This window comes from Propionibacterium australiense, from assembly GCF_003666605.1.
In the GTDB taxonomy this organism is placed as follows: domain Bacteria; phylum Actinomycetota; class Actinomycetes; order Propionibacteriales; family Propionibacteriaceae; genus Propionibacterium; species Propionibacterium australiense.
The window spans coordinates 1-22,097 of record NZ_RCIV01000003.1; the positions used below are offsets into that span (position 1 = coordinate 1).

The 22,097-nt window shown below is 66.5% G+C and carries 19 protein-coding genes; 7 read left to right on the forward strand and 12 right to left on the reverse strand.

All coding sequences use genetic code 11. The features are described 5' to 3' along the window. Positions 1 to 399: 399 nt before the first annotated feature. Positions 400 to 717: a transposase gene (locus D9T14_RS04005; RefSeq protein ID WP_119162207.1), complete on the forward strand. Its 318-nt coding sequence runs from the start codon at positions 400 to 402 to the stop codon at positions 715 to 717. Between the two features lie 41 nt (positions 718 to 758). Beyond that, positions 759 to 1,661, forward strand: coding sequence for an IS3 family transposase (locus D9T14_RS04010; protein WP_197720551.1), 903 nt, complete (start codon positions 759 to 761; stop codon positions 1,659 to 1,661). A gap of 24 nt (positions 1,662 to 1,685) precedes the next feature. Here the strand turns inward: D9T14_RS04010 and D9T14_RS04015 are convergent, their stop codons facing one another. The 6 genes from D9T14_RS04015 to D9T14_RS04040 form a co-directional block, all read right to left on the reverse strand. Further along, entirely contained in the window at positions 1,686 to 4,403 is a 2,718-nt protein-coding gene (locus D9T14_RS04015; RefSeq protein ID WP_126464223.1) for a SpaA isopeptide-forming pilin-related protein, read from the reverse strand. Between the two features lie 427 nt (positions 4,404 to 4,830). Continuing rightward, positions 4,831 to 5,589 (reverse strand): succinate dehydrogenase/fumarate reductase iron-sulfur subunit, encoded by a 759-nt coding sequence (locus tag D9T14_RS04020; protein WP_119162210.1) that lies wholly within the window; start codon positions 5,587 to 5,589, stop codon positions 4,831 to 4,833. Further along, complete coding sequence (locus tag D9T14_RS04025; protein WP_119162211.1) at positions 5,586 to 7,700, reverse strand: fumarate reductase/succinate dehydrogenase flavoprotein subunit; 2,115 nt, start codon at positions 7,698 to 7,700, stop codon at positions 5,586 to 5,588. Before D9T14_RS04025 ends, D9T14_RS04020 begins: the two co-directional genes overlap by 4 nt. Next, positions 7,697 to 8,458 carry a succinate dehydrogenase cytochrome b subunit gene (locus tag D9T14_RS04030; RefSeq protein ID WP_119162212.1) on the reverse strand — a complete coding sequence of 254 codons (762 nt, stop codon included), beginning with the start codon at positions 8,456 to 8,458 and terminating at the stop codon, positions 7,697 to 7,699. Before D9T14_RS04030 ends, D9T14_RS04025 begins: the two co-directional genes overlap by 4 nt. A gap of 95 nt (positions 8,459 to 8,553) precedes the next feature. Continuing rightward, a complete protein-coding gene (locus D9T14_RS04035; protein WP_170175710.1) occupies positions 8,554 to 9,249 on the reverse strand; it encodes an NUDIX hydrolase in 696 nt (231 codons plus the stop codon). Between the two features lie 143 nt (positions 9,250 to 9,392). Further along, a complete protein-coding gene (locus tag D9T14_RS04040; protein WP_119162214.1) occupies positions 9,393 to 10,781 on the reverse strand; it encodes a glycine--tRNA ligase in 1,389 nt (462 codons plus the stop codon). Between the two features lie 241 nt (positions 10,782 to 11,022). Between D9T14_RS04040 and D9T14_RS04045 the strand changes: the two genes are divergently transcribed. The 5 genes from D9T14_RS04045 to D9T14_RS04065 all read left to right on the forward strand — a co-directional run bounded on the left by D9T14_RS04045 (position 11,023) and on the right by D9T14_RS04065 (position 15,629). Beyond that, entirely contained in the window at positions 11,023 to 12,018 is a 996-nt protein-coding gene (locus tag D9T14_RS04045) for a metal ABC transporter substrate-binding protein (protein WP_119162215.1), read from the forward strand. Positions 12,019 to 12,141: 123 nt separating this feature from the next. Then, the gene (locus D9T14_RS04050) at positions 12,142 to 12,933 is read left to right on the forward strand and encodes a metal ABC transporter ATP-binding protein (protein WP_119162216.1); all 792 of its coding nucleotides are present in this window, start codon (positions 12,142 to 12,144) and stop codon (positions 12,931 to 12,933) included. Position 12,934: 1 nt separating this feature from the next. After that, positions 12,935 to 13,792: a metal ABC transporter permease gene (locus D9T14_RS04055; RefSeq protein WP_119162217.1), complete on the forward strand. Its 858-nt coding sequence runs from the start codon at positions 12,935 to 12,937 to the stop codon at positions 13,790 to 13,792. A 173-nt stretch (positions 13,793 to 13,965) separates the two neighbouring features. Beyond that, positions 13,966 to 14,406: a Fur family transcriptional regulator gene (locus tag D9T14_RS04060; RefSeq protein WP_119162218.1), complete on the forward strand. Its 441-nt coding sequence runs from the start codon at positions 13,966 to 13,968 to the stop codon at positions 14,404 to 14,406. A gap of 323 nt (positions 14,407 to 14,729) precedes the next feature. Then, positions 14,730 to 15,629: a tyrosine-type recombinase/integrase gene (locus D9T14_RS04065; protein ID WP_119162219.1), complete on the forward strand. Its 900-nt coding sequence runs from the start codon at positions 14,730 to 14,732 to the stop codon at positions 15,627 to 15,629. A 76-nt stretch (positions 15,630 to 15,705) separates the two neighbouring features. Here D9T14_RS04065 and D9T14_RS04070 read toward each other — a convergent pair whose 3' ends face one another. The 6 genes from D9T14_RS04070 to eutL form a co-directional block, all read right to left on the reverse strand. Continuing rightward, the gene (locus D9T14_RS04070) at positions 15,706 to 17,055 is read right to left on the reverse strand and encodes an MFS transporter (protein WP_119162220.1); all 1,350 of its coding nucleotides are present in this window, start codon (positions 17,053 to 17,055) and stop codon (positions 15,706 to 15,708) included. A gap of 225 nt (positions 17,056 to 17,280) precedes the next feature. Next, complete coding sequence (locus D9T14_RS04075; protein WP_119162221.1) at positions 17,281 to 18,429, reverse strand: ethanolamine utilization protein EutH; 1,149 nt, start codon at positions 18,427 to 18,429, stop codon at positions 17,281 to 17,283. A 231-nt stretch (positions 18,430 to 18,660) separates the two neighbouring features. Next, entirely contained in the window at positions 18,661 to 19,299 is a 639-nt protein-coding gene (locus D9T14_RS04080) for a EutQ-related cupin domain-containing protein (RefSeq protein WP_119162263.1), read from the reverse strand. Positions 19,300 to 19,336: 37 nt separating this feature from the next. Then, positions 19,337 to 19,639, reverse strand: a complete 303-nt coding sequence (locus tag D9T14_RS04085; RefSeq protein ID WP_119162222.1) for a BMC domain-containing protein — start codon at positions 19,637 to 19,639, stop codon at positions 19,337 to 19,339. 279 nt (positions 19,640 to 19,918) lie between these two features. After that, a complete protein-coding gene (locus D9T14_RS04090; RefSeq protein WP_119162223.1) occupies positions 19,919 to 21,400 on the reverse strand; it encodes an aldehyde dehydrogenase family protein in 1,482 nt (493 codons plus the stop codon). A gap of 27 nt (positions 21,401 to 21,427) precedes the next feature. Beyond that, entirely contained in the window at positions 21,428 to 22,084 is a 657-nt protein-coding gene (eutL, locus tag D9T14_RS04095) for an ethanolamine utilization microcompartment protein EutL (RefSeq protein ID WP_119162224.1), read from the reverse strand. Positions 22,085 to 22,097 lie beyond the last annotated feature (13 nt).

Here is a 22,097-nt window from a genome sequence, read left to right on the forward strand (position 1 = left end):
CTTGGACTTCTGGACGACCCCTGGAACGACTTGTTCGGTGAACTCTGCACTGTATTTCGATGCCGACATGATCTAATTCTACCTCACGATCATTTCACCCACTGTCCGAAAAACACCAAGCACTCCACCGACCCCCTGCACAAGTCATGGCCACACTGCGCAACCTCGCCATCAGCCTGATCCGCATGGCCTACCACAACACACAATCCATCGCCTCGGCCACCCGAGCCATGACCCGAAAACCCACCAAAGCCATCAAACTCCTAACAACCCCCTAACCACCCACCAACTTTGCCGACCCCCTGGGCACGCCCCATCGGCGCTCCCATTGTCCCGCGTCATGATTTTTGGCAGGCCGGTTGTGAGGGCATGATCGGCGTGTGATTCCAGGAGGCTGGGATGGGTAGACCGCCGAAGTTTTCGCCGGAGACCAAGACGCGGATCGTGCTGGCCGTGCTCGCCGGCGAGGTGTCCGTGGCGGAGGCTGCGCGCAAGGAGAAGGTTTCTGAGCAGTCGATCGGCCGGTGGAGAGCCGAGTTTCTCGAGGCCGGTAGATCCGCGATGGCGACCGGCCGTTCGAGGCCGTCGACGCGGGAGGAACAACTCGAGGCTCAGATCGAGGATCTGACCCAGGCGCTGGGTGAGGCCGCTGTCGAGCTCCGAGTGTGGAAGAAGTCAGCGGAGGGCAGGCTGGGCCCTTCGAGGACCTCGAGGTGATTCGGGTCGAGTCCGGGATGTCGACCACGAGGTTCTGCCAGATGCTTGACATCCCGGAACGCTCGTGGCGACGCTGGCAATCGAAAGCACGAGCAGGTCAGCCGGTGAAAGGGCCGTGGCCGGCACCTGCTCGAGACGCCCATCGCGACGCGGTGACGGCGATGGCGGCGACGCATCCGGCGTGGGGGCACCGGAAGATCTGGGCCATGGTGCGCCATGACGGGCACAGGGTATCGCAGTCCACGGTCCTTCGGATCATGAGCGAGGAGGGCCTGCTACTCAAGGCTGACTACCAGCGAGAACGCCGACAGATGGCCAAACAACGCAAGGCCGCGTTCGCCGCCGCGCCAACAGGGCCGAACCAGGTGTGGCAATTCGATTTCTCGGAGTATGAGACCACCGGCGGGGGCACATGGCGCGTCGCCGGCCTCGTCGACTACTACTCGAAGTACGAGTTCGGCTGGCATTGGTCACCGACGGCGAACCAGCATGACGCGATCACCGCCGTCGAACTCGCCCTCGCCGAGGCCGAACGCCTGCTCGGTGGTCCACGGCTGATCGATCACCTCACCGACCCGGACACCGGCGAGGTCGTCCCCATCACGCTCGTCACCGACAACGGCGGCCCGTTCCGGTCTTTCAGGTTCGGTGCCTTCATCACCTCCAAGCCCGAGTTGCGGCACGTGCGCACCCGAGTGAAGACCCCCGGGCAGAACGGCGTCCGCGAGCGCGCCTTCTGGTCGCTGAAGTACGAGCGGCTCTACCGCGAGCACATCGACGACGCCCTGGACCTCATCCGCGAATCCGACGCTTTCCGCGTTGAGTTCAATACCGAGCGACCGCACGAGCACCTGGCCTGGAACCGACCCGCCGATGTCCACACCGGCCACGCCAACCCCACCATCCCCACCTTTCCCGAACCCAAAACCCTGCCAACAACTTGACGCGGGACACCATCACCTCATTGTTCAGCCGAGTCGGCGCCTGCGGTGCTTCATGAAGGCCGTCGCCGAGGATCCCGCCAGGGCCAGGCCGCCGGTGATCAGGAGAAGATCACGAGCTAGGCCGCCGCCAGTCAGGGGCAGGGAGGGCACCTCGACCTTCTTGTTGACGAAGGCATCGCTGAACTCGTACCGGCGGGTCAGAGGGTCGATCCTGAACTCGTACTCGTTCTTGTCGGTCGCGTAACCGAACGGCGCTCGTGTCTCGGTCAGGTAGAAGGAGACGGAGGGCGTGGCGGTCAGCCCCTTCACCAGGAACGAGCCCGGGGCAGGATCCTGATCCGCATAGGGCTCCTTGCTGCACTCGTCGGCGCTGTCCGCAACGCAGTCGGCCACATCGACGGAGATTCTGTCCGCCCCGCCTCTGATGTGCCAGACCGAGCCGGCCAGTGGCTCCCCGGAGTCATCATTCTTCTTCCACGCGACCGTGCCCTTGGGATAATTGATGATCTGCCCCTGGTCATTGACCAGCGGGATTCTCGGGTTGTTCCCGGTGCTGCGCGGTTCGAGTCTCACGCCCAGCGCGCCGACCCTGATCGAGGGGAAGACATAGGTGGCCGTGGAGAACTTGTCATAGCCCTCGGGCGCGTTCAGCTCCCTGATCCAGTAGTAGTACAGGCCGAGCCCATCGATCCTGAACTTGCCCGATTCGGGGTCCTGGTCGGCGTAGCCCCCTGGCTGGCAGTTGCCGGTGCAGTCCTCGATCGTCGTCCAGTTCTGGGTGTCGTAGCCGCCCTGGATCTGCCATGACGATCCGGCCAGCAGATTGCCATCGGCGTCGACCTTCTCCCAGGAAATGGAGCCGCGGAGTTCGGCGGGGGTGCAGGCGTCGTTGTTCTCCGGGCCGTCGGCGTCGTCCTCCATGGTGACCTTGTTGTAGAGACCCTTGGTCGGGTCCGGGTCGTCCCCATCGGCGCAGCTGCCGAGGGCATTCTGCCCGCTCGCGGTGATCGCATTGGGCTCCACCGCATAGCGCACGGTGACCGTGTACTGCTTCTCCTGCCCCGGATCCAGGTAGTCGCCCGAGCTGAGTCGATAGGCGTCGCCGCCGAGTGGGGCAGCAGGCTGCCCGTCGACGTCGACGCCACTCAGCCGGAAACCCTCGGTGGGGATGCCCGGATGGTCGATGATCTCGGGGAAGTCACCGCCGGCGGTGCCGATGTTGCGGGCAGTCACCGTGTACTGACGTTGCAGCTCGGTGTCACCGCCGCTGATGATCGCCTTGTCCTCGGAGGTCTTCTTCTCGACGGTGAAGATGGGGATGTTCCCGGGGAATGTGTTGACGGCGTAGATCTGCACGTCCGCGGGAGCGTTCTGGGCGAAGCTCAGGGTCGCCGTGTTGTCGCCGTTGTCGGTGACGGTTGCCCCGCTGTCGGGATTGGCCAAGGAGTACCGCACCGTCACTCCGGGGGGAAGGTCCTTCTCGCGGATGGTGCACGTGGCGGAGGACTTCGTCGATGCCTTGTTGGTGGTTTCCCCGACTGCGATGGAGTGGAACGGCATGAAGTCGGTTCCGAGGCACTTGTACTCGAAGACGAACCCCTGGCCGGCCTCTGGCTGGCCGTCGCCGTCGGCGTACTTGATGATCGAGAAGGTCACGGTCTCCCCGATTCCAGAGCCACCTGAGTGCGGCACCTCGGCATAGCCCTCGATGTGGTCCGTCGTCGTGCCCGGATCGAGCTGGCTGGCCTCCTGCGGGCTGTTGTCGACGTCGACCACATTGTGCAGTCGGTCAAAGTCCTTGTAGTCGGCTGTCAGCCGCCCATTGATGACGATCAGCAGTGTCTCGTTCCACCGTATGTATCGACCGAAACGATCCGGGTTGAAGGTGATGGTGACCCCGCCGTTCTCCTCCTGGCAGGACCAGCGGTCGGTATCGATGTAGTTCTCGTCATCGATGCTCGTATACGGCGAGGGAGTGCGATCGGCGATGGTCATATCGTCACAACTGAGCACATAACCGTCGCCGCCTTGGTCGTGGATGACGGTCGGCTCGTAGACGTCGCCGGCGGTGGCGCTGTTGAGGCCGAGCCACCAGATGACGTTGGAGTCGACCTCGCTGACCGAGCCGTTCTTTCCGCTCTTCTGGAAGTAGCCTGGCGGGGGATCCTGCAACAGATGTGCGGGCAGGGTGCCGCCGCTGCCGTCACAGCCCTGGAAGTTCAGCTGATAATCTCCGGGGTCGGTTTCGGCCTGCCAGTCGACGCTGAAGTTCGCGTCTCCGGAGACATTGCTGTGGTTCTCGACATATTCCGTCAGGGTGAACTTCGTGGTCTGTCCGTCCCAGGTCACGTAGGCGATGTGCTCACCGGTGGGCGAATCCAGCCAGAACGGGGCGAGTGTCTGCTCGCGTCTGATGGGGGCGGGTATCTCCAAGGTGAAATAGTCGCCTGCGCGCGATCCCTCCTTGACCGACCAGTGGAAGGTGACCGTGGCGACCCCACCGCGGCGGCTCTCGAAGACGCCGTTGCTGGTCACATTGGGCCCCTCGCGCCAGGCGAAGTTCGAGAACGAACCGGCACAGGACTGCTCCGCGACGGCGGGCTCTCGGTGTCCCGGGAGCACGGCGAGCATGGTCACGAGGAGCATGACGCCGAGTGCAGCAGTCAGGAGGCGACGCGCCGATCCGAGGATCCCGCCACGAGGACCGTGCCCGATGGCGAGCGAATCGGTTCCGACCCTCATCGCCCACCCCCAGCAGATGCAGGTAAGGCGCTGATCGGTCTCCATCGCGAGTTCAGCCGGCAATGAGTTCGCAGGCACCTTGTCGATCCAGGGGGCATGATGCTCGGTCCTCCTTCAGGAAAATTGAGCCTTCAATCGATCTGACCTACAAAGATTCCCTGAATCAACCCTGACTGTCAAATGATTTCGCCCCTGATACAGCAAAAACCTAAGAAAGTGTGGAATCCCTTATGAAACCCATAACATGACGCTGCGGACATCCCCTGACGGACACCGACATGTCACACGAATGGGCACGCGTCAGCCGCTGGGGGCGTCCTTCGGCGATGAGACATGGCGACCGGTACCGCATCTGGGACGAGTGCAGAAGGGGCCCGGTGCTCACGCACCGGGCCCCTTCTCAGTTCAGATGATCGACGACTGTCGATCAGGTGTCGCGTGACTGGCGGCCGCGCAGCACCGAGCGCCAGCGTTCCTTGTTCACCGTGGCGATGGCGGAAAGCGAGATGTCGGCGGGGCAGGACACCGCGCACTCGCCGTACACCGAGCAAGGACCGAAGTTCTCGTCGAGCATGGCGACCATCTTGCGGGCCCGGCGGCTGCGCTCCTGCTTGCCCTGCGGCATCTTGGCCAGGTGGGCGAGCTTGGCACCGGCGAACAGCATGGCCGCGCCGTTCGGGCAGGCCGCGACGCAGGCGCCGCAGCCGATGCAGATGGCGTAGTCCATGGCCTGCTCGGCCGTCAGGTGGTCCTGCGGCACGGTGTCGGCGTCCGGAGCGGTGCCGGTCATGACGTTGACGTGACCGGCCGCCTCGACGAGCTCGTCGAGAGCCGTCCGGTCGACCGCGAGGTCGCGGATGACCGGGAAGGCCGCCGAGCGGAAGGGCTCGATGGTGAAGTGCGTGACCTCGGGGAACGAGCGCAGGTGCTGGCGGCAGGCCGGCGTGTTGGCCAGCGGGCCGTGCGGCTTGCCGTTGACGAGGAAGCCGCAGCAACCACAGACGCCCTCGCGGCAGTCCGACTCGAAGACGATCGGCTCGCCGCCGGCCTCAACAATCTCGTCGTTGAGCTGGTCGAGCATCTCGAGGAGGCTGAGTTCGGGCTCGACGTCCTCCATGACGTGGGTCTCGAAGTAACCCTCGGCGTTGGGGCCGTCCTGACGCCAGATATCGAGTGTGACCTTCATCGGTAATCCCTCACCTGCAGATCGATCAGCGAGAAGTTGAGCGGCTCGCTGTGGCGGACATGGGTGCCATCGGGACGAGTCTCCCATGCGGAGACGGCGCACCAGTCGTCGTCGTTCCGCTTGGCCTCACCCTCGGGCGTGGCGTACTCGGTACGGAAGTGCGCGCCGGAGGACTCCCGGCGGTCCAGGGCGTCGAGGACCATGACCTCGGCCAGCTCCAGGAAGTCGGCCACCCGGCCGGCCTTCTCGAGTTCCTGGTTGAGCCGGTTGTCGGACCCGACGACCTTGACCTCGCGCCAGAACTGCTCGCGGAGCTCGCGGATCTCGCCGAGGGCCTTGACGAGACCTGCCTCGTCACGGCTCACGCCGCAGCCCTCGTAGAGGATGTCACCAAGACGGCGGTGGAACCACTCGGGACGGCGGGTGCCCTTGTTGTTCATCAGCTTGTTGATGCGTTCCTCGACGTAGGCGATCGACTCGCGCACCTCGGGGGCCTCGGTCGACAGGACGGGCTTGCCGACGAAACCGGCGAGGTAGTTCGGCACCGAGAGCGGCAGGGTGAACCAGCCGTCGACGCTGGCCGACAGGAGCGAGTTGGCGCCGAGCCGGTTCGCGCCGTGGTAGTTGTTCGATGCCTCGCCGCCGACGAACAGACCGGGGATGTTGCTCATCTGGTCGAAGTCGACCCACAGGCCGCCCATGGCGAAGTGGGCGCCGGGGGCGATGCGCATCGGCACCTCGTACGGGTCCTCGCCCGTGCAGTCGAGGTACATGTCGAACAGGTTGCCGTAGCGCTCCTTGATCGTCGCCTTGCCCAGCCGGTTGATGGCGTCCTTGAAGTCCAGGTACACCGAGTTGTGCAGCGGGCCGACACCATGACCGGAATCGATCTGGGTGCGGGCGTTGCGGGAGGCCACGTCACGCGGCGTCAGGTTGCCGAACGAGGGGTACTTGCGCTCCAGGTAGTAGTCGCGCTCGTCCTCGGGGATCTCGTTGGCGGGACGGTCGTCGCCGGCCTTCTTCGGCACCCAGATGCGCCCGTCGTTGCGCAGCGACTCCGACATCAGCGTGGTCTTGGACTGCCAGTGCTGGCTGACCGGGAGAGCGGTCGGGTGGAACTGCAGGAAGCAGGGGCTGGCGAAGTAGGCGCCGTGGCGGTGCGCGCGCCAGGTCGCGGTGGCGTTGGAGCCCTTGGCCAGCGTCGACCAGTGGTAGACCGAGCCGTAGCCGCCGGTGCAGAGAACGACCACGTGGGCGGTCCAGCCGCGGATCTCACCGGTGAGCAGGTCGCGGGTGACGATGCCCTGTGCGCGGCCGTCGGCCACGACCAGGTCGAGCATCTCCATGCGGTTGTGCATCTTCACGGTGCCGGCGTCGATCTGCTCCTCGAGCGCCTGGTAGCAGGCGACCTCGAGCTGCTGACCGGTCTCGCCGCGCGTGTAGTAGGTACGCGAGACCTGCACGCCGCCGAACGAGCGGGTGGCCAGCTGGCCGCCGTACTCACGGGCGAACGGGGCGCCGATGGCGTACATGTGGTCGATGACCTTGACGGACTCGATACCGAGACGAACGGCGTCGGCCTCTCGACCACGGTAGTCACCGCCCTTGACGGTGTCCTTGACGAAACGCTTGAGCGAGTCGCCGTCGATCTTGCGGGCCCGGGCCGAGTTGATGCCGCCCTGGGCTGCCACCGAGTGGGCGCGGCGCGGGGAGTCGTGGAAGGAGAAGCAGTCGACGTCGTAGCCGAGCTGCCCGAGGGTCGCCGCAGCACCGGAGCCGGACAGGCCGGTGCCGACGACGATGACCTTCATCTTGCGGCGGTTCGCCGGGTTGACGAGCTTGTACTCGTCCTGGCGGCGCGCCCAGGCAGTCAGCGGGTCGCCCTCGGGGACCTTGGCGTCCAGCTCGGGACCGACCTCGTAGCCGGCGGCCTTCTGGGCCGGGCCGAGGATGTCGCGGTTGCGCGGCGCGTCGTTGGGGCGGACGAAGGGCCGAGTGGAGGCACTGCCGGACGGTGCGGGAGCAGCGGGGGCCGCGGCCGGAGCAGATGGCACCGTGACATCAAGCTTGTCCGCAACAGCGCCGATGACGTTCTTGATGATGTTGGTCATGAGATCACCCCAGACAGGACGAGCATGGGCAGGGCGCCATTGCAGATCACGATGATCAGCGCAATGAGCAGGAAGGCGACGAGCCAGATCTTGCGCAGACGCGGTCCGGTACCACCGAAGTCGTTGATGGCGTTCCATCCGCCCTGTCCGATGTGCAGGGCGGCGACGACCATGAGGAGCGTGTAGAAGGCCGCCATCCACGGGCGGTTGAAGCTGAGGACGAGGTTCTCGTACGCGTGGGCGTGGACGACCATCTGGTTGCCCACCATCTCGTACGTGGCCTCCTCGAACTCTGAGACGGCGAGACCGCGGCCGATCGTGAGGTCGAGCAGGTGGACGATGACGAACGCGAGGAGCAGGACACCCTCGATGACCATGTACTTGGCGAACCACGCCTTCTTCTGCATGCCCTTGCGGGAGAAGCTGCCGCGAGCCCTGCGGCCGCGGAAGTGGATCGTCAGGCCGGCCCACACGTGCAGGACCAGGCTGGTCGTGAGCGCCAGGCGCATGACCCACAGCAGCCCCTCGTAGGGCAGGAACGGGAAGAGGAAGGTGCGCAGGAAGGCCGCGTAGGCGTTGTAGTCCTCGGCGCCAAGGAACAGCTTGAGGTTACCGACCATGTGGACAAAGACGAAGAGAACGAAGATCGTGCCGGTGACAGCCATGATCAGCTTCAGGGTCACGTTCGACGGATGCTGGTTCAGCTTCTGCCGGACGACCGCGTCCCCCTGTCCTCGCGCCTTCTCGATGACGCTCATGAGTTACTCCAATCGGGTGATGAATTGGTCTTACCATATGCCCTTCACCGGGGGCTCGCAGCACTGGGGCGCACCTTTTGGGACGATTCGCAGACCTATTTTGCCGAGCCGGTCGGATTACCGGGTCTGAGAACCGCAAACGGGTCCGTCACGCAGTATCTGGATGACCCAAATCTATAGGTGCGGGCGGGGCGCCCACCACCGACCCCCGGCGTCGTGAGGCGCCCCGTCGCGACGATCTGACCACGCCTGCTCAGGACCCGCCCCAGGTTCGTCGCGTCGACGTCGTGACCGAGCACCTCGATGTACAGATCGCGCAGCTGGGCCAGCGTGAACTCGGCCGGAGCCAGCGCATAGGCGATGTTGGTGTACGACATCTTCGCCCGCACCCGGTCCAGCGCCTCGTCGACGATGCGGCGATGGTCGAAGGCCATGCGCCCGAGCCCCGCCAGCGGCACCCACTGCCCGGCCGAGCCCTCCCCCGGCTCCACGTCGGGCCCGACCAGTCCGACGTAGGCCGTGGCGATGGTGCGCTCGAAGGGATCGCGCTCTGGTTCGGACAGCGACACGAGCTGTTCGCAGTGACCCAGCCGGGTCAGATCGAGTTTGGTCGCCAGGTGCCGCTCCAGGGCCGCGTCCATCGTCTCGGCGGCGTCGACCGGACCACTGGGCAGGGCCAACTCACCGGTGAACGGCTCACGGGCACGCCGCCAGGTCAGCACCTGCAGCCGACTCTGCCCCGGCGCCACGCGCAGGATCGCGGCGATGACCTCGTGACGGAACTTGGCCACGCCTCGGTCATCCCTGAACGGCTCACTCGACACAAGCAGATGCTACCGGTCGCGCACCATCCAGGTGAGCAGATGGCGCGCGACCGGTACCGCCCGGTGATCAGGCACCAGCACCGGGCACGGGATCGCCCCTCGGGAGTTCCTCAGCAGCCGGCCAGGCGCGTGGCCAGGTAGTCCTTCACCTGTGAGATCGCGATGCGCTCCTGCTGCATGCTGTCGCGCTCGCGCACGGTCACCGCGTCGTCGTCGAGGGTGTCGAAGTCGACGGTCACGCAGTACGGCGTGCCGATCTCGTCCTGGCGCCGGTAGCGCTTGCCGATGGCCTGGGCGTCGTCGAAGTCGATGTTCCAGTACCCGCGCAACTCATCGGCCAGGGAGCGCGCCTTGGGCGAGAGCTTCTCGTTGCGGCTCAGGGGCAGCACGGCGGCCTTGACGGGGGCCAGGCGAGGGTCGAGCCGCAGCACGACGCGCTTGTCGACACCGCCCTTCGTGTTCGGCGCCTCGTCCTCGGTGTAGGCGTCGACGAGGAAGGCCATGAGGGAACGAGTCAGGCCCGCCGACGGCTCGATGACGTACGGCAGATAGTGCTCGTTCCTGGCCTGGTCGAAGAAGGTCAGGTCGGCTCCCGAATGCTTGGCGTGGGTCCCCAGATCGAAGTCGGTGCGGTTGGCGATGCCCTCGAGCTCACCCCAGTCCCCACCGACGAAGCCGAACCGGTACTCGATGTCGACGGTCCGCTTGGAGTAGTGCGAGAGCTTCTCGGCGGGATGCTCATAGAAGCGCAGGTTCTCCTCGGCGATCCCCAGGCCTGTGTACCAGGCCTTGCGGTGGTCGATCCAGTACTGGTGCCACTCCTCGTCGGTACCCGGCTCGACGAAGAACTCCAGCTCCATCTGCTCGAACTCGCGAGTGCGGAAGACGAAGTTGCCGGGCGTGATCTCGTTCCTGAAGCTCTTGCCGGTCTGCGCGACGCCGAACGGGGGCTTCATGCGCGTGGTGTTGAGGATGTTCTTGAAGTTGATGAAGATGCCCTGAGCGGTCTCGGGACGCAGGTAGTGCAGCCCGGACTCGTCCTGAACCGGCCCCAGGTAGGTCTTGAGCATCATGTTGAAGTCCCGGGGCTCGGTGTACTGGCCCCGGGTCCCGCAGTTGGGGCAGGGCACATCGGCGAGGTCGACCGCGTCGGGATCGGCGAGATCCTTGCGGTTCGCATACTCCTCCTGCAGCTGGTCGGCGCGGAACCGCTTGTGGCAGCTGAGGCATTCGACGAGTGGGTCGTTGAAGACGGCGACGTGACCGGACGCCACCCAGGTCTGCGACGGCAGGATGACCGAGGAGTCCAGACCCACGACGTCCCCGCGGCTGGTGACGGTGGAGCGCCACCACTGGCGTTTGATGTTCTCCTTGAGCTCGACGCCCAGGGGGCCGTAGTCCCACGCCGCGCGCGTACCGCCGTAGATCTCACCACAGGGGAAGACGAATCCACGTCGCTTGCACAGGCCGATGACCTTGTCGAGTTTGCTCTCTGCCACAGATGGCTCCTTCGTCACGCCGGATGACCGGCTGCGGGCCGATACCTGGCTGGCACCGACTGTGGGCCCACTGGCCCCGCCCCATCATGCCCGAATCACCCCCACGCCATGTCACCGCCTCACTGCACGGACGCAGGCCCACGCCCGACCATTTCCCGTCATGAATCCGGGCAGAATGAGGACAACCTAAGTTTTTGCGAATCATTTGCATTTTGGAGGCGATCGGTTCAGACTCGTTCTCATGAAAGATCGACTCGTCCACGCTCCCCTGCGAGCCACCGTCATCGTCATGGCCGGGGCTCTCGCCCTGACCAGCTGCTCAACGAGTTCGCCGGGAGGCGGGACGGACACCGACACGGTCAGCGTCGTCGCCGCCTTCTACCCGTTCCAGTTCATTGCAGAACAAGTCGGAGGTGACCATGTGCAGGTCTCCAATCTGACCCAGCCCGGCTCGGAGCCACACGATCTGGAACTCACGGCTCAGCAGACCGCCTCGATCGGCCAGGCCGATCTGGTGCTCTACCAGACCGGATTCCAGTCAGCGGTCGATGAAGCAGTGGCGCAGAACACCCCGAAGAGCGCGCTCGACGCAGCCTCGATCGTGGCCCTCCAAGATCCCGTCGGGTCCACCGAGTCGACAGACGAGGAGGACTCCGATGAAGACCACGACCACGGAGACCACGCAGATCACGACCACAGTCACCACGCAGATCACTTCGCCAAGGATCCTCACCAGTGGCTCGACCCCCAGAACATGATCACGATCACGAACGCCGTGCGCGACCGGCTCAGTGAGCTGGACACCGAGCATGCCGAGCGGTACGCGTCGAACGCCACGACGCTCGTCGAGAAGCTCCAGCAGCTCGACTCCGACTACTCGGTACTCGGCAGCTGCCAGCAGAAGAACTTCGTGACGACCCATGCCGCCTTCGGCTACCTGGCCAGCCGCTACGGTCTGAACCAGATCAGCATCGCCGGCCTGTCCCCCGACGAGGAGCCCTCACCCGCGCGCATCGCCGCAGTGCAGCAACTGGCCAGGGACAACGGCGTGACGACGATCTTCTACGAGGCCCTCGTCTCGGACAAGGTCGCCAGCTCCATCGCCGGTGACCTGGGCCTGACCACCGACGTGCTCGACCCCCTCGAGGGCATCACCGACGAGTCGAGGGGCAACGACTACATCGAGGTCATGCAGTCGAACCTGACCGCGCTCAAGACGGCGAACCAGTGCGGCTGAACCCACCCCACGGATCCCACCCACAGCGTCCTGGCACCCACCCACGGTGGGCCGCCAGGACGCTGTCCCCGTTTCTCCGGCGGACCGGACGGGGACAGCGAGCTCTCAGCAGGAGGAGGCATCGTGACCACTCAGACCGAGGAGGTCCTGACCTGCCGTGACCTGTGCGTCACTCTCGGCGGTCACCAGATCCTCGTCGACATCGACGCGCAGGTGCACCGCGCCGAGGCGGTGGCCCTGCTCGGCGCCAATGGATCGGGCAAGTCGACCCTCGTCAAGGCGCTGCTCGGACTCGTGCCCATCAGCGCCGGCAGCGTCCGGCTGTTCGGCGAGCCCCTGTCGGGGTTCACGCAGTGGCAGCGCATCGGCTACGTGCCACAGCGGGGACAGTCATCGGTGGCCAACGCCACCGTCCGCGAGATCGTGTCCACCGGGCGGCTCGCCCATCGCAGGCCGTTCCGCCGGTTGAGCGCCACCGACAAGGCCGTCATCGACGAGTCCCTGGAACGCGTCGGCCTGCTCCACCGCGCCGGTGACCCGATCGGCATCCTCTCCGGCGGTCAGCAGCAGCGGGCCCTCATCGCGCGGGCCCTAGCCAGTCAGGCCGAGCTCCTGGTGATGGACGAGCCCCTGGCCGCCCTCGACCTGGACACCCAGAAGAACCTCACGGAGTTGTTCGGCGCCCTCACCTCGGACGGCCTGTCGATCCTGGTCGTCCTGCACGGGCTGGGGCCGATGGCCGGGATCATCGACCGCTGCATCATGCTCCACGCCGGTCACAAGGTGCATGACGGCCCGTTCGAGCCGAGCGGCGCCAACGGGGGCGGCGACCACCACCCCGACACGCCCCGGCCGGGCCCCTATCTGCTCAGCCCCAGTCTCATGAGACAGCTCGACACCAGGAAGAGGAGCTGAGATGTCGATCATCACCCTCGCGTTCATGCAGCGCGCGCTCCTCGCAGCACTGCTGTCGGGCATCATGAGCCCCGCGGTCGGCACCTACATCGTCCAACGGCGCCTGTCACTGCTCGGCGACGGACTCGGCCACGTGGCCATCGCCGGCGTCGGCCTGGCCCTGGTCACCGGCTGGGCACCCACTCCCGTGGCGATCATCGTCTGCGTCATCGGGGCGGTGGCCATCGAACTGGCTCGCCAGAGCGGACGAGCACCCGCCGATGTGGGCCTGGCCATCCTCTTCTACGGCGGCCTGGCCGCCGGTGTCCTCATGGCCGGTATCTCGGGCAGGGGTTCCGGGGTGCTCTCCCAGTACCTCTTCGGCTCGCTGACGACGGTGAGCGCCTCGGACGTCATCGTGGTGGCGGTCATGACGGCCATCATCGTGACGCTCTGCCTCGGTCTGGCGCCCCAGCTCTTCGCCGTCTGCGCCGATGAGGAGTACGCCCGCAGCCAGGGGCTGCCGGTGAGGGCGCTGGAATTGTGCATCGTCGTCATGGCCTCGGTGGCCGTCGCGGTCTCGATGCGTACCGTCGGGCTCCTCCTGGTGAGCGCCATGATGGTCGTCCCGGTTGCAGCCGCGAACAACCTGGTGACAGGTTTCCGCCGCTCGCTGGCGGCAGCGATGGGCATCGGCCTGGTGGTCAGCGCAATCGGCGTCATCGGCTCCTACTACTGGAACACCGCCCCCGGCGCGACTATCGTCGTGAGCGCCATCGTCGTGTTCATGGTCAGCGCGCCGATCGGGACCTGGCTGCACCGCAGGAGGTCGCTGATGAGCGAGGATGACCTTATAGTGAGAGCAGCAGATGGGCAATGACTCCGTTGGACACACCGACCCAGCCACCAGCTCACGACCAGCTGGAACAGCACGGACACGATGTGGTGCGTGCACCACGGAGACCATGCGAACCATTCATCCATCGCTGACCCGGGACTCTGGGAGCAGGGCCCGAACCTGTGACACGACACCGCGGACGGAGAGAAAGGCCGATGAGCGCTGAGAGGTCCACGACCCAGGACACCAAGACGCCCCCGCGCAATACACGGCAGCGTCGGCTCATCAAGCAGACCCTCGGCGAGGGCCGGGACTTCAGGACCGCCCAGCAGCTGCACGCCGAGCTGGTCACGGCCGGCGAGCACGCATCGCTGGCCACCGTCTACCGTGTCCTCAACTCGCTGGCCGACACGGGCGAGGTGGACACCTGGCGCACGCCGGAGGGCGAGATGGCCTACCGGCGTTGCCTGACGATCCGCCACCACCACCACCTGATCTGCCGTGACTGCGGCCGAACCGTCGAGGTCAGCGGCGGCCCGGCCGAGAAGTGGGCCGAGTCGATCGCGTCCGAGCACGGTTTCATCAGGCCCGAGCACCACGTCGAGATCTTCGGCACCTGTACCGAGTGCGCCGCCCGGGAATCCGGCGCGGGGTGAACCGCTGGGTGCGCACCAGCGCCACCAGCGAACCGGGCCCGTCGATCGCCCTCGCCCAACGGGGCATCCGATGCGGGAGCCCCCGAATGGGGCCGTCGTGCCCGCCGTGGGACGCCAGGGGATAAGGGGATAAGATCAGCACAACAGAACACATCACCTTTGCGAGGGAAGCCGGTGAGAAACCGGCGCTGACGCGCAACCGTGAGCCAGGCTCCGCCCTGGCGAGTCGGAATGCTCGCTCTGGTGATCCGGCCCTTCTACCGCTGTCGCGAATGCATCGGTGACCGTGATGTCACCGTGCTCTGCAGCGAAAGGATGACATCATGAGCGCCACGACCTGGCAACTCGACGAACCCCGCGAAGGCGGGTCGGGTTCCGCACCGTCCCTCCATCTCCTGCCGGCCACGCAGATGTCCCACCGCCTGGACAGCTATCTGCACGTCTGGCTCGCCACCCGCGCCGGAACCGTCGCCGACAAGACCCTCCGCACCGATCAGGACCTGCTCCGCCTGATCCCGCAGTCCTGCCTGAGCCAGGACCCCCGCGCCCTCACCCAGCCGGCCGTGAGCCGGCTTCTCGCGCACTTCCGTTCCCGTGGTCTCAGCGAACTCTCGGTGCGTCGCTACCGCGCCAGCCTGTCCTCCTTCTTCAGCTGGCTGCGCAACCAGGGTGTCATCGACAGCTCGCCGATGCCCCAGCAGTCATCCGATCAGCCGGCCAGGCAGACCACCACGGCGATGCCGTTCACCGCAGCCGAGCTGCACGCGGCCTTCCGGCTGTGGCAGGCCCGGGACCGCCGCCTCGCACTGGTCATGCTCGTCCTGGCCCACACCGGTCTGCGCTGGGCCGAGGCACGCGCCCTGCTCGTCTCGGACGTGCATCTGCGTGAGGGCCGTCTCATCGTGCGCCGGTCCATGCCCGAGGGCGTGAGTACTCGTGAGTTCAGTCCCGAGTTGATTCGCCGTGTGCCGCTGTCGAAGTGCGCGACCCGTGCGCTGGCCGAGCTCACTGCCGGGGCCCGCCCGGACCAGCTGGCCATGACGACCGACCGGGGCTGTCAGCTGCACCGCACCTCGGTGCTGCGCGCCCTGGACTGGCCGCACACCGGGCAGGGCCGCCGCCTCGTCGACCTGCGTCACACCGCGGCCCAGCTGTGGCTCGACTGCGGTCACTCCCCCGCTCAGGTGCGCGGCTGGATGGGGCACAGCCTCATCACCGGCTGAGTTCCCGCATGACCGCACCCGGAGATGCCGGGGCCGGTGCGCAGAACGCACCGGCCCCGGCCATCGTGGTGACTGGTCATTCGACCATGTCCTGGCTCCTGAGCTCGGGCAGGAACAGGGCGGAGACGGCCGCGATGACGAAGCTCACCGCGAAGACGACGAAGACCAGTGCATAACCGCCCTGCAGGATGAACGGCACGACGAGGGGAGCGATGATGCCAGCCACCCGGCCCACGGCCGAAGCGGCTCCCGTCCCGGCCCCGCGCAGTGCGGTCGGGTAGATCTCGGGTCCGATCGCGTACAGGGCGCCCCAGGCACCCAGGTTGAAGAAACTGAGCGCGCAACCGGCGATCATGATGCCAGACGCGCCGGATTGCAGGCCGAACGCCACGGCCGAGATCCCCGATGCCAGGAGGAAGCTCGCGAGGGTTGGGCGCCTGCCCCAGCGCTCGATGAGCCAGGAGGCCACCGCATAGCCGGGGAGCTGGGCGAGTGTGATGACCAGTGTGTACCCCATGGAGTGGACCAGTGAATGTCCCTGGCGGTAGAGCAGGGTCGGCATCCAGGTGAAGGCGCCGTAGTAGCTCAGGTTGACGAAGAACCAGACCAGCCACAGCGCGATCGTCGAGCGGCGATGGGCCGGTGCGAGCAGCGATCGGGCGCCCACCCCCTTCGGGGACGTGCTGAGCGGCGTGCCGGTGATCGCCCTCGCCTCATCCGTCTCGGGCTCGACGCCGGCCGACCGCTCGAAGACACGCACCGAGGCCTCCGCCTGGTCGAGGCGACCAACCGACTCGAGGAAGCGCACGGACTCGGGCAGGCCGTGTCGGACGACGAGCGCATAGGCGGTCGGGACGATGCCCACCAGCAGGGCCCAGCGCCAGCCGGGCCAGCCACCGATGCTCCGCGGCACGAGGAAGTAGCCGAGCAGGGCGGCCAGGATCCAGCCCAGTGCCCAGAAGCTCTCCAGCCAGACGACCATGCGCCCTCTGATGCGCTGCGGGGCGAACTCGCTGACCAGGGTCGAGGCGACGGGCAGCTCGGCGCCCAGGCCGAGTCCGACGATGAGGCGCAGGACGATGAGCATGGCCACGCCGGTGGAGAAGGCCGCGGCACCGGTTGCGATGCCGTAGACGAGCAGGGTCATGGCGAAGACGTTCCGCCGCCCCAGCCTGTCGGCGAGCAGGCCGCCGACGGAGGCACCGATCATCATGCCGACGAAACCGATCGAGCCGATCCAGCTGAGTTGTCCGTTCGAGAGCCCCCACTGAGCGGCCAGGGCTGTCATGACGTAGCTGATGAGGCCCACGTCCATCGCGTCGAGGGCCCACCCGATGCCGGATCCGACGAGCAGCTTGCCGTGCTCGGGCGAGAAGCGCAGGCGGTTGAGCCGTTCGGCTCGTGTCGGTGGTTCTCCGGTGGTCATGGTGACTCCTTCGGATCGGGCGGGTCCCACCCGCCCCAGGTTTTCGACGATTAGACGATAACATGGGGCGGGTGCCCCCACCCGCAGCACACCATCTATTTTTCGATCTGACAGCGAAAACTTGTCATCCCCGAAACGAATCCGCCCGCCCCTCAATAGCTGAGAGGCGGGCGTTCCGTACACACCGCGGCGAGGACCTCGTTCCGATCAGACCGCGCGTCGTGGTCAGTCGTCCACCGGGGCGGGCTCGGTTCCTTCCTGCTCGACGTCCTGGTTCCCGCCCGCCGAGGGCAGGGACTTGCCGAAGAGGAGCAGCACCAGGGCGACAGCGGTGATGCCGCCGACGGCCTTGCCGACGATGACCGGGACGATCATCGTGCGTTCCGCGCCCGCGACGAAGCCCAGGTGGTCGCCGAACATGAAGGCCGCGCTCACTGCGAAGGCCGCATTGACCACCTTTCCGCGGGCATCCATGTCCTTGAAGATCTGGAACATCGGGATGTTGTTGGCCAGGGTGGCGATGAAACCTCCGGCCGCCGACTCGTTGATCCCGATGAGCCGGCCGATCCTGCCGAGCGGTTTGCCGAGCAGCTTGATGATGAGGTGCACCGCGGGGAAGGCGCCCATGAGCATCATGGCGATCGAGGCAACGATGGAGAAGCCCTCCGTGACGGGAGTGAGTTCCCAGCCCGCGGGCATGACCTGCACCCCGGTCATGAACTCGAAGACGCCGATGGCCAGGCCGATGGTGATGACGACCACGAGGATCCTGCCGAAGACCTCGAACCCGCGGGTCATCTTGTCGGGGAAGCGCCACAGGCCGAGGGCGATGAGGATGGCGAAGATGATGATCGGCACCAGGTTTCGCAGGATCATGACGGGGCCGTACCCGGCGACGACACCGCCGACGAAGACGCCGACCGGGACGGTGACGACACCGGCAAGAATGCCCTTGGACAGATAGCCGCGGTCCTCCTTCTCGATGATGCCCAGCGCCACGGGGATCGTGAAGACGATCGTCGCGCCCATCATTGAGCCGAGGATGAGGCCGGACAACTCGGCGACCTCAGGAGTGGCGGACATCTCCTGCGCCAGTGGCCAGCCGCCCATGTCGATGGCGAGCAGTGTCCCGGCGAACATGCCGGGATCCGCGCCGAACAGCTGGAAGACGGGGTTGATCACCGGGTTCAGGATCTTCGCCAGGTCAGGCGCCAGGCACACGATGCCGACCATGGAGATCGACAACGGGCCCATTGCGTTGAGACCCTCCTCGAACTGCTCGCCGAGGCCGAGCTTGTTGCCGATCATCCGGTCGATTGCGCCGAGCAGCATGCAGATCATCAGGATCCACACGATGACTTCATTGGCGTCCATGTGTCATCACACTCCTCACATCATCTGTGTCGCGATGGGAATCAGGTCTGCCGGGTTCTCGGCCCGGACGGTGGCGAGCGCCACCGAATCGGCGGCCTCGATCGCTGCGCCGCCCCGAGGGCGGGCCGTCGACGCAGCGTTCACCGCCTCGTGGGCGGTGTTCCCGGCCGACAGGTCCGGGAATGGTCGGGACAGGACACGGGGAGGGAGGATCCGTCCCGCCGAAGATCGTCACCGCCCCTCCGACCAGTTGGAGGGGAAGGTGACGTAGACGAACTTGGCCCACGATGGTGTGCCGAAGGTGATGGCGGAGCCCTTGGGGACGTAGAGGACGTCACCGGCATGCCCCACCTGCACGTCCGTTCCCGTGCCGATGCGCAGCTCACCCTCGAGCACGATCTGTACCTCGTCGTAGCTGAGGGTCCAGGGGAAGGTGCCCGCGGTGAGGGTCATGTAGCCGGCGGCGAGTGGACCGTCGTCGCTGGTGACCACGTCGACGGCCTGCACCCTCTGGTCCGGGCCGGGGCCGTCGAACGGGAAGTCCTCCAGGACGGCCTCGGACGCGCGGCACAGCTTGACCCGGCCGGCCCGCCCCCGGGTGGGGACGGTGCCGCCTCCGCCCTGGGTGAGAACGGACGTGACGACGGACCGGACGAGGGCCACCAACTCGTCATCGCCCGGGGATGGCTTCCGAACCGCCGGGCCGGCGACAGGGGGCGCCGCCCGCTGCTCGCCGACTCGCTCGATCCTGATGCCCCTGGTGGCCGCCTCCTCGGCCGCCAGGGGCGTGACGAGGTCCTGCTCACCGATGACGAGACGTCCGTCGCGGGCGCCCTCGAGTTCCCGCACGGAAATGACGTGACGACTCATCTCACTCACTCCGATCGCTCACTGGCCGGGGATGGAATCACTCGGTGGCCTTCTCGCCGGCGTGCGGGAGGATCATCTCGACGTCGGAGTGCGGGCGCGGGATCACATGGACCGAGACGAGTTCGCCCACGCGGCTCGCTGCGGCGGCGCCTGCATCGGTGGCGGCCTTGACCGCGCCGACGTCACCACGGACCATGACGGTCACGTAACCGGCCCCGATCCGTTCCTTGCCGATGAGCCGCACGTTCGCGGCCTTGACCATGGCGTCTGCGGCCTCGATCGCTCCGATCAGGCCCTTCGTCTCGACCATGCCCAGCGCGGTCATCTGGAAATCAGCCATTGTGGTACTCCTTCTCCTGTGTGCCGAGGGGCGGCCCACCGCCCCTGTCGTCTGCTCTGTTTCGTTCGTCTGCGCCGCGGACGGGTCCCCTCCGGCCGGAGAGATTCCCGCCGCCTGGGACCCGGGGTCTTGCCCCGAGGCCTTCTCGGCCGCAACGACCCCCGAGCCGTCCGCAGCCGCGTCCTCACCGGGCTGCCTGGGTCTACCCGTCCTCTGCCCGGTGAGCCCGGTGGACGGCGGTCCTGGATCGGTCGTCATCGGTTCTCGACTCCCCCACGCTTACTGGCGGGCCAGTTCCCTGAGCACCCTGGACACGATGTCGTCGATCGAGGAGACGTCGAAGCCCGCGGACAGTCCCGGGAGCTCGCCGTCGACCCTGCCGCCGTAGGCCCTGGCGGCTGCGGGTGCGTCGTTGAGGTGGTAGGCGATCCGCTTCACGTTGAACAGGTGCTCGACCGAGACGTTGTCGCTGATCACGGCGCCACCGACGCCCCCGGGGGCGAGGGTGAAGGAGGGCGTGAGCCCGGTGGTGAAACCGACCGCGCCGAGCGATCCCCACGTGTTGACCATCATGCGGAAGGCGGGCTTCTGCAGGGCGAAGGCCATGACGACCTCCTCGTCGGTCGCGTGCACCGAGACGCTGTGGCCGGCACCGAACTTCAGGAGCTCGGATGCCTTCTCACAGCCCTCGCGCCAGCCATCGACCGTCGTGAAGCCGAGCAACGTGGTCAGCTTCTCCTGGGAGATCGGGTGCTGCTTGCCGATCTCGGTGAGCGGTGCCACGAGGATGCGCGCATCGGACGGGACCTCGATCCCGACCTGGCCGGCGATCTGCTGGGGAGTGCGTCCGACGAACTTGGCGTGCATGAGACCGTTGGAGCGGAACATGCCGGCGGTGACCGCCTCGGCCTGCTCGGCACTGAGCCAGTAGGCGCCCGCGGCCTGCATGCAGGCCTTGAGTTCCTCGGCGATCGGCGCGTCGGCGAGCACCGACTGCTCGGTCGCGCAGATCGTCGAGCAGTCGAAGGATTTCGACTCGACGATCATCTCGGCGGCCCGCCGCACGTCCGCGCTGCGGTCGACGTAGCACGGGTTGTTGCCCGGTCCCACCCCGATGGCGGGTTTCCCGCAGCTGTGCGCGGCGGTGACCATGCCCGGACCGCCCGTCGCGAGGATGAGCGAGACCTCGGGGTGGCGCATGAGTTCATTCGTGCCGGCCAGGCTGATCTCGGTCATGCAGCTCACCAGGCCATGGGGCATGCCGGCGGCCTCGCCGGCCTCGACCATGACGCGCACCGCCTCGGAGGTACTCCTGATGGCCGTGGGGTGGGGCGCGATGACGATGCCGTCCCTCGCCTTCACGCTGATGAGGATCTTGAAAATGGCCGTCGAGGTCGGATTCGTCGAGGGAGCCAGCGCGGCGACGACGCCCACCGGGTAGCCCACCTCGATGATCCGTTTGGCTGTGTCGTGGCGGAGGACGCCGCAGGTCTGGACGTCCTTGATGGCGTCCCAGCAGCCCTGGGCCGCGAACTCGTTCTTGAGTCGCTTGTGCTCGGCGAAACCGAATCCGGTCTCGTCGTGGGCCATCTGCCCCAGGCGGGCGGCGTTCTTCATCGCCGCATCGACCATGGCCCGGCAGATCCGGTCCACGTCGGTCTGGGCGGTGTACTGGAACGACCGCATGGCCTCCTTCGCGGCCGTCACCAGGTCACGGGCCTGCTGAACGGACACCAGGTCCGAGTCGAAGTGTCTCGTCATGTCATCACTCCTTTGCACCCGGACGCCTCAGTACTGCCTGGGGTTTGCCGCAACGTCCAGGACCGCCTGCTGGAACGCGGCGCAGGCGGCCTGGCAGGCGCTCTGGGAACCGGTCAGCAGCCCACCCGAGAAGTTCGTCTCCGACGGCGGCTCGTACCACACCCTCATCTCGACCTCGGCCGCCTTCAGCGCGAGATCGAGAGCGTAGGTGGCCTCCAGCGGAGGTGCGATGAGATAGGCGAGCGGCTGGCCCTGCGGGATCCCAGCCTGAGCGCTGAGATAGGAACCCGTGCTGGAGATCAGGTGCGGGAAGAACGTGAGATCACCGGTCTCGTCGGCACTGTAGAACCAGGCCTCCTGCTCCGCGTAGGAGATGCAGGCGTCGAGCCCCGAACGGGCCTCGGCGGGGTTGGGCCCGGCGAGGATGCCGATGATCTCGCCCGACAACGGCCCCGAGGGATAGCCGGAACCGGCGTAGAAGCTCTTCGCGTAGACGACCTCGACCTCGGCGAACTTCGTCGCCTCGTCCAGGGCCGTGTACAGGGCGTCGTCGATGTCGCAGGTGACGATGGCGATGGAACGCTGGTCGGGCCGCAGGTTCAGTTTCTCTGCGAAACCACGGTCGACGTTGGCGATGACCTTCGTCGCGAGAATGTTTGGTTTGACTGGATCAAGAATTGCCATGATGAGGTTTCTC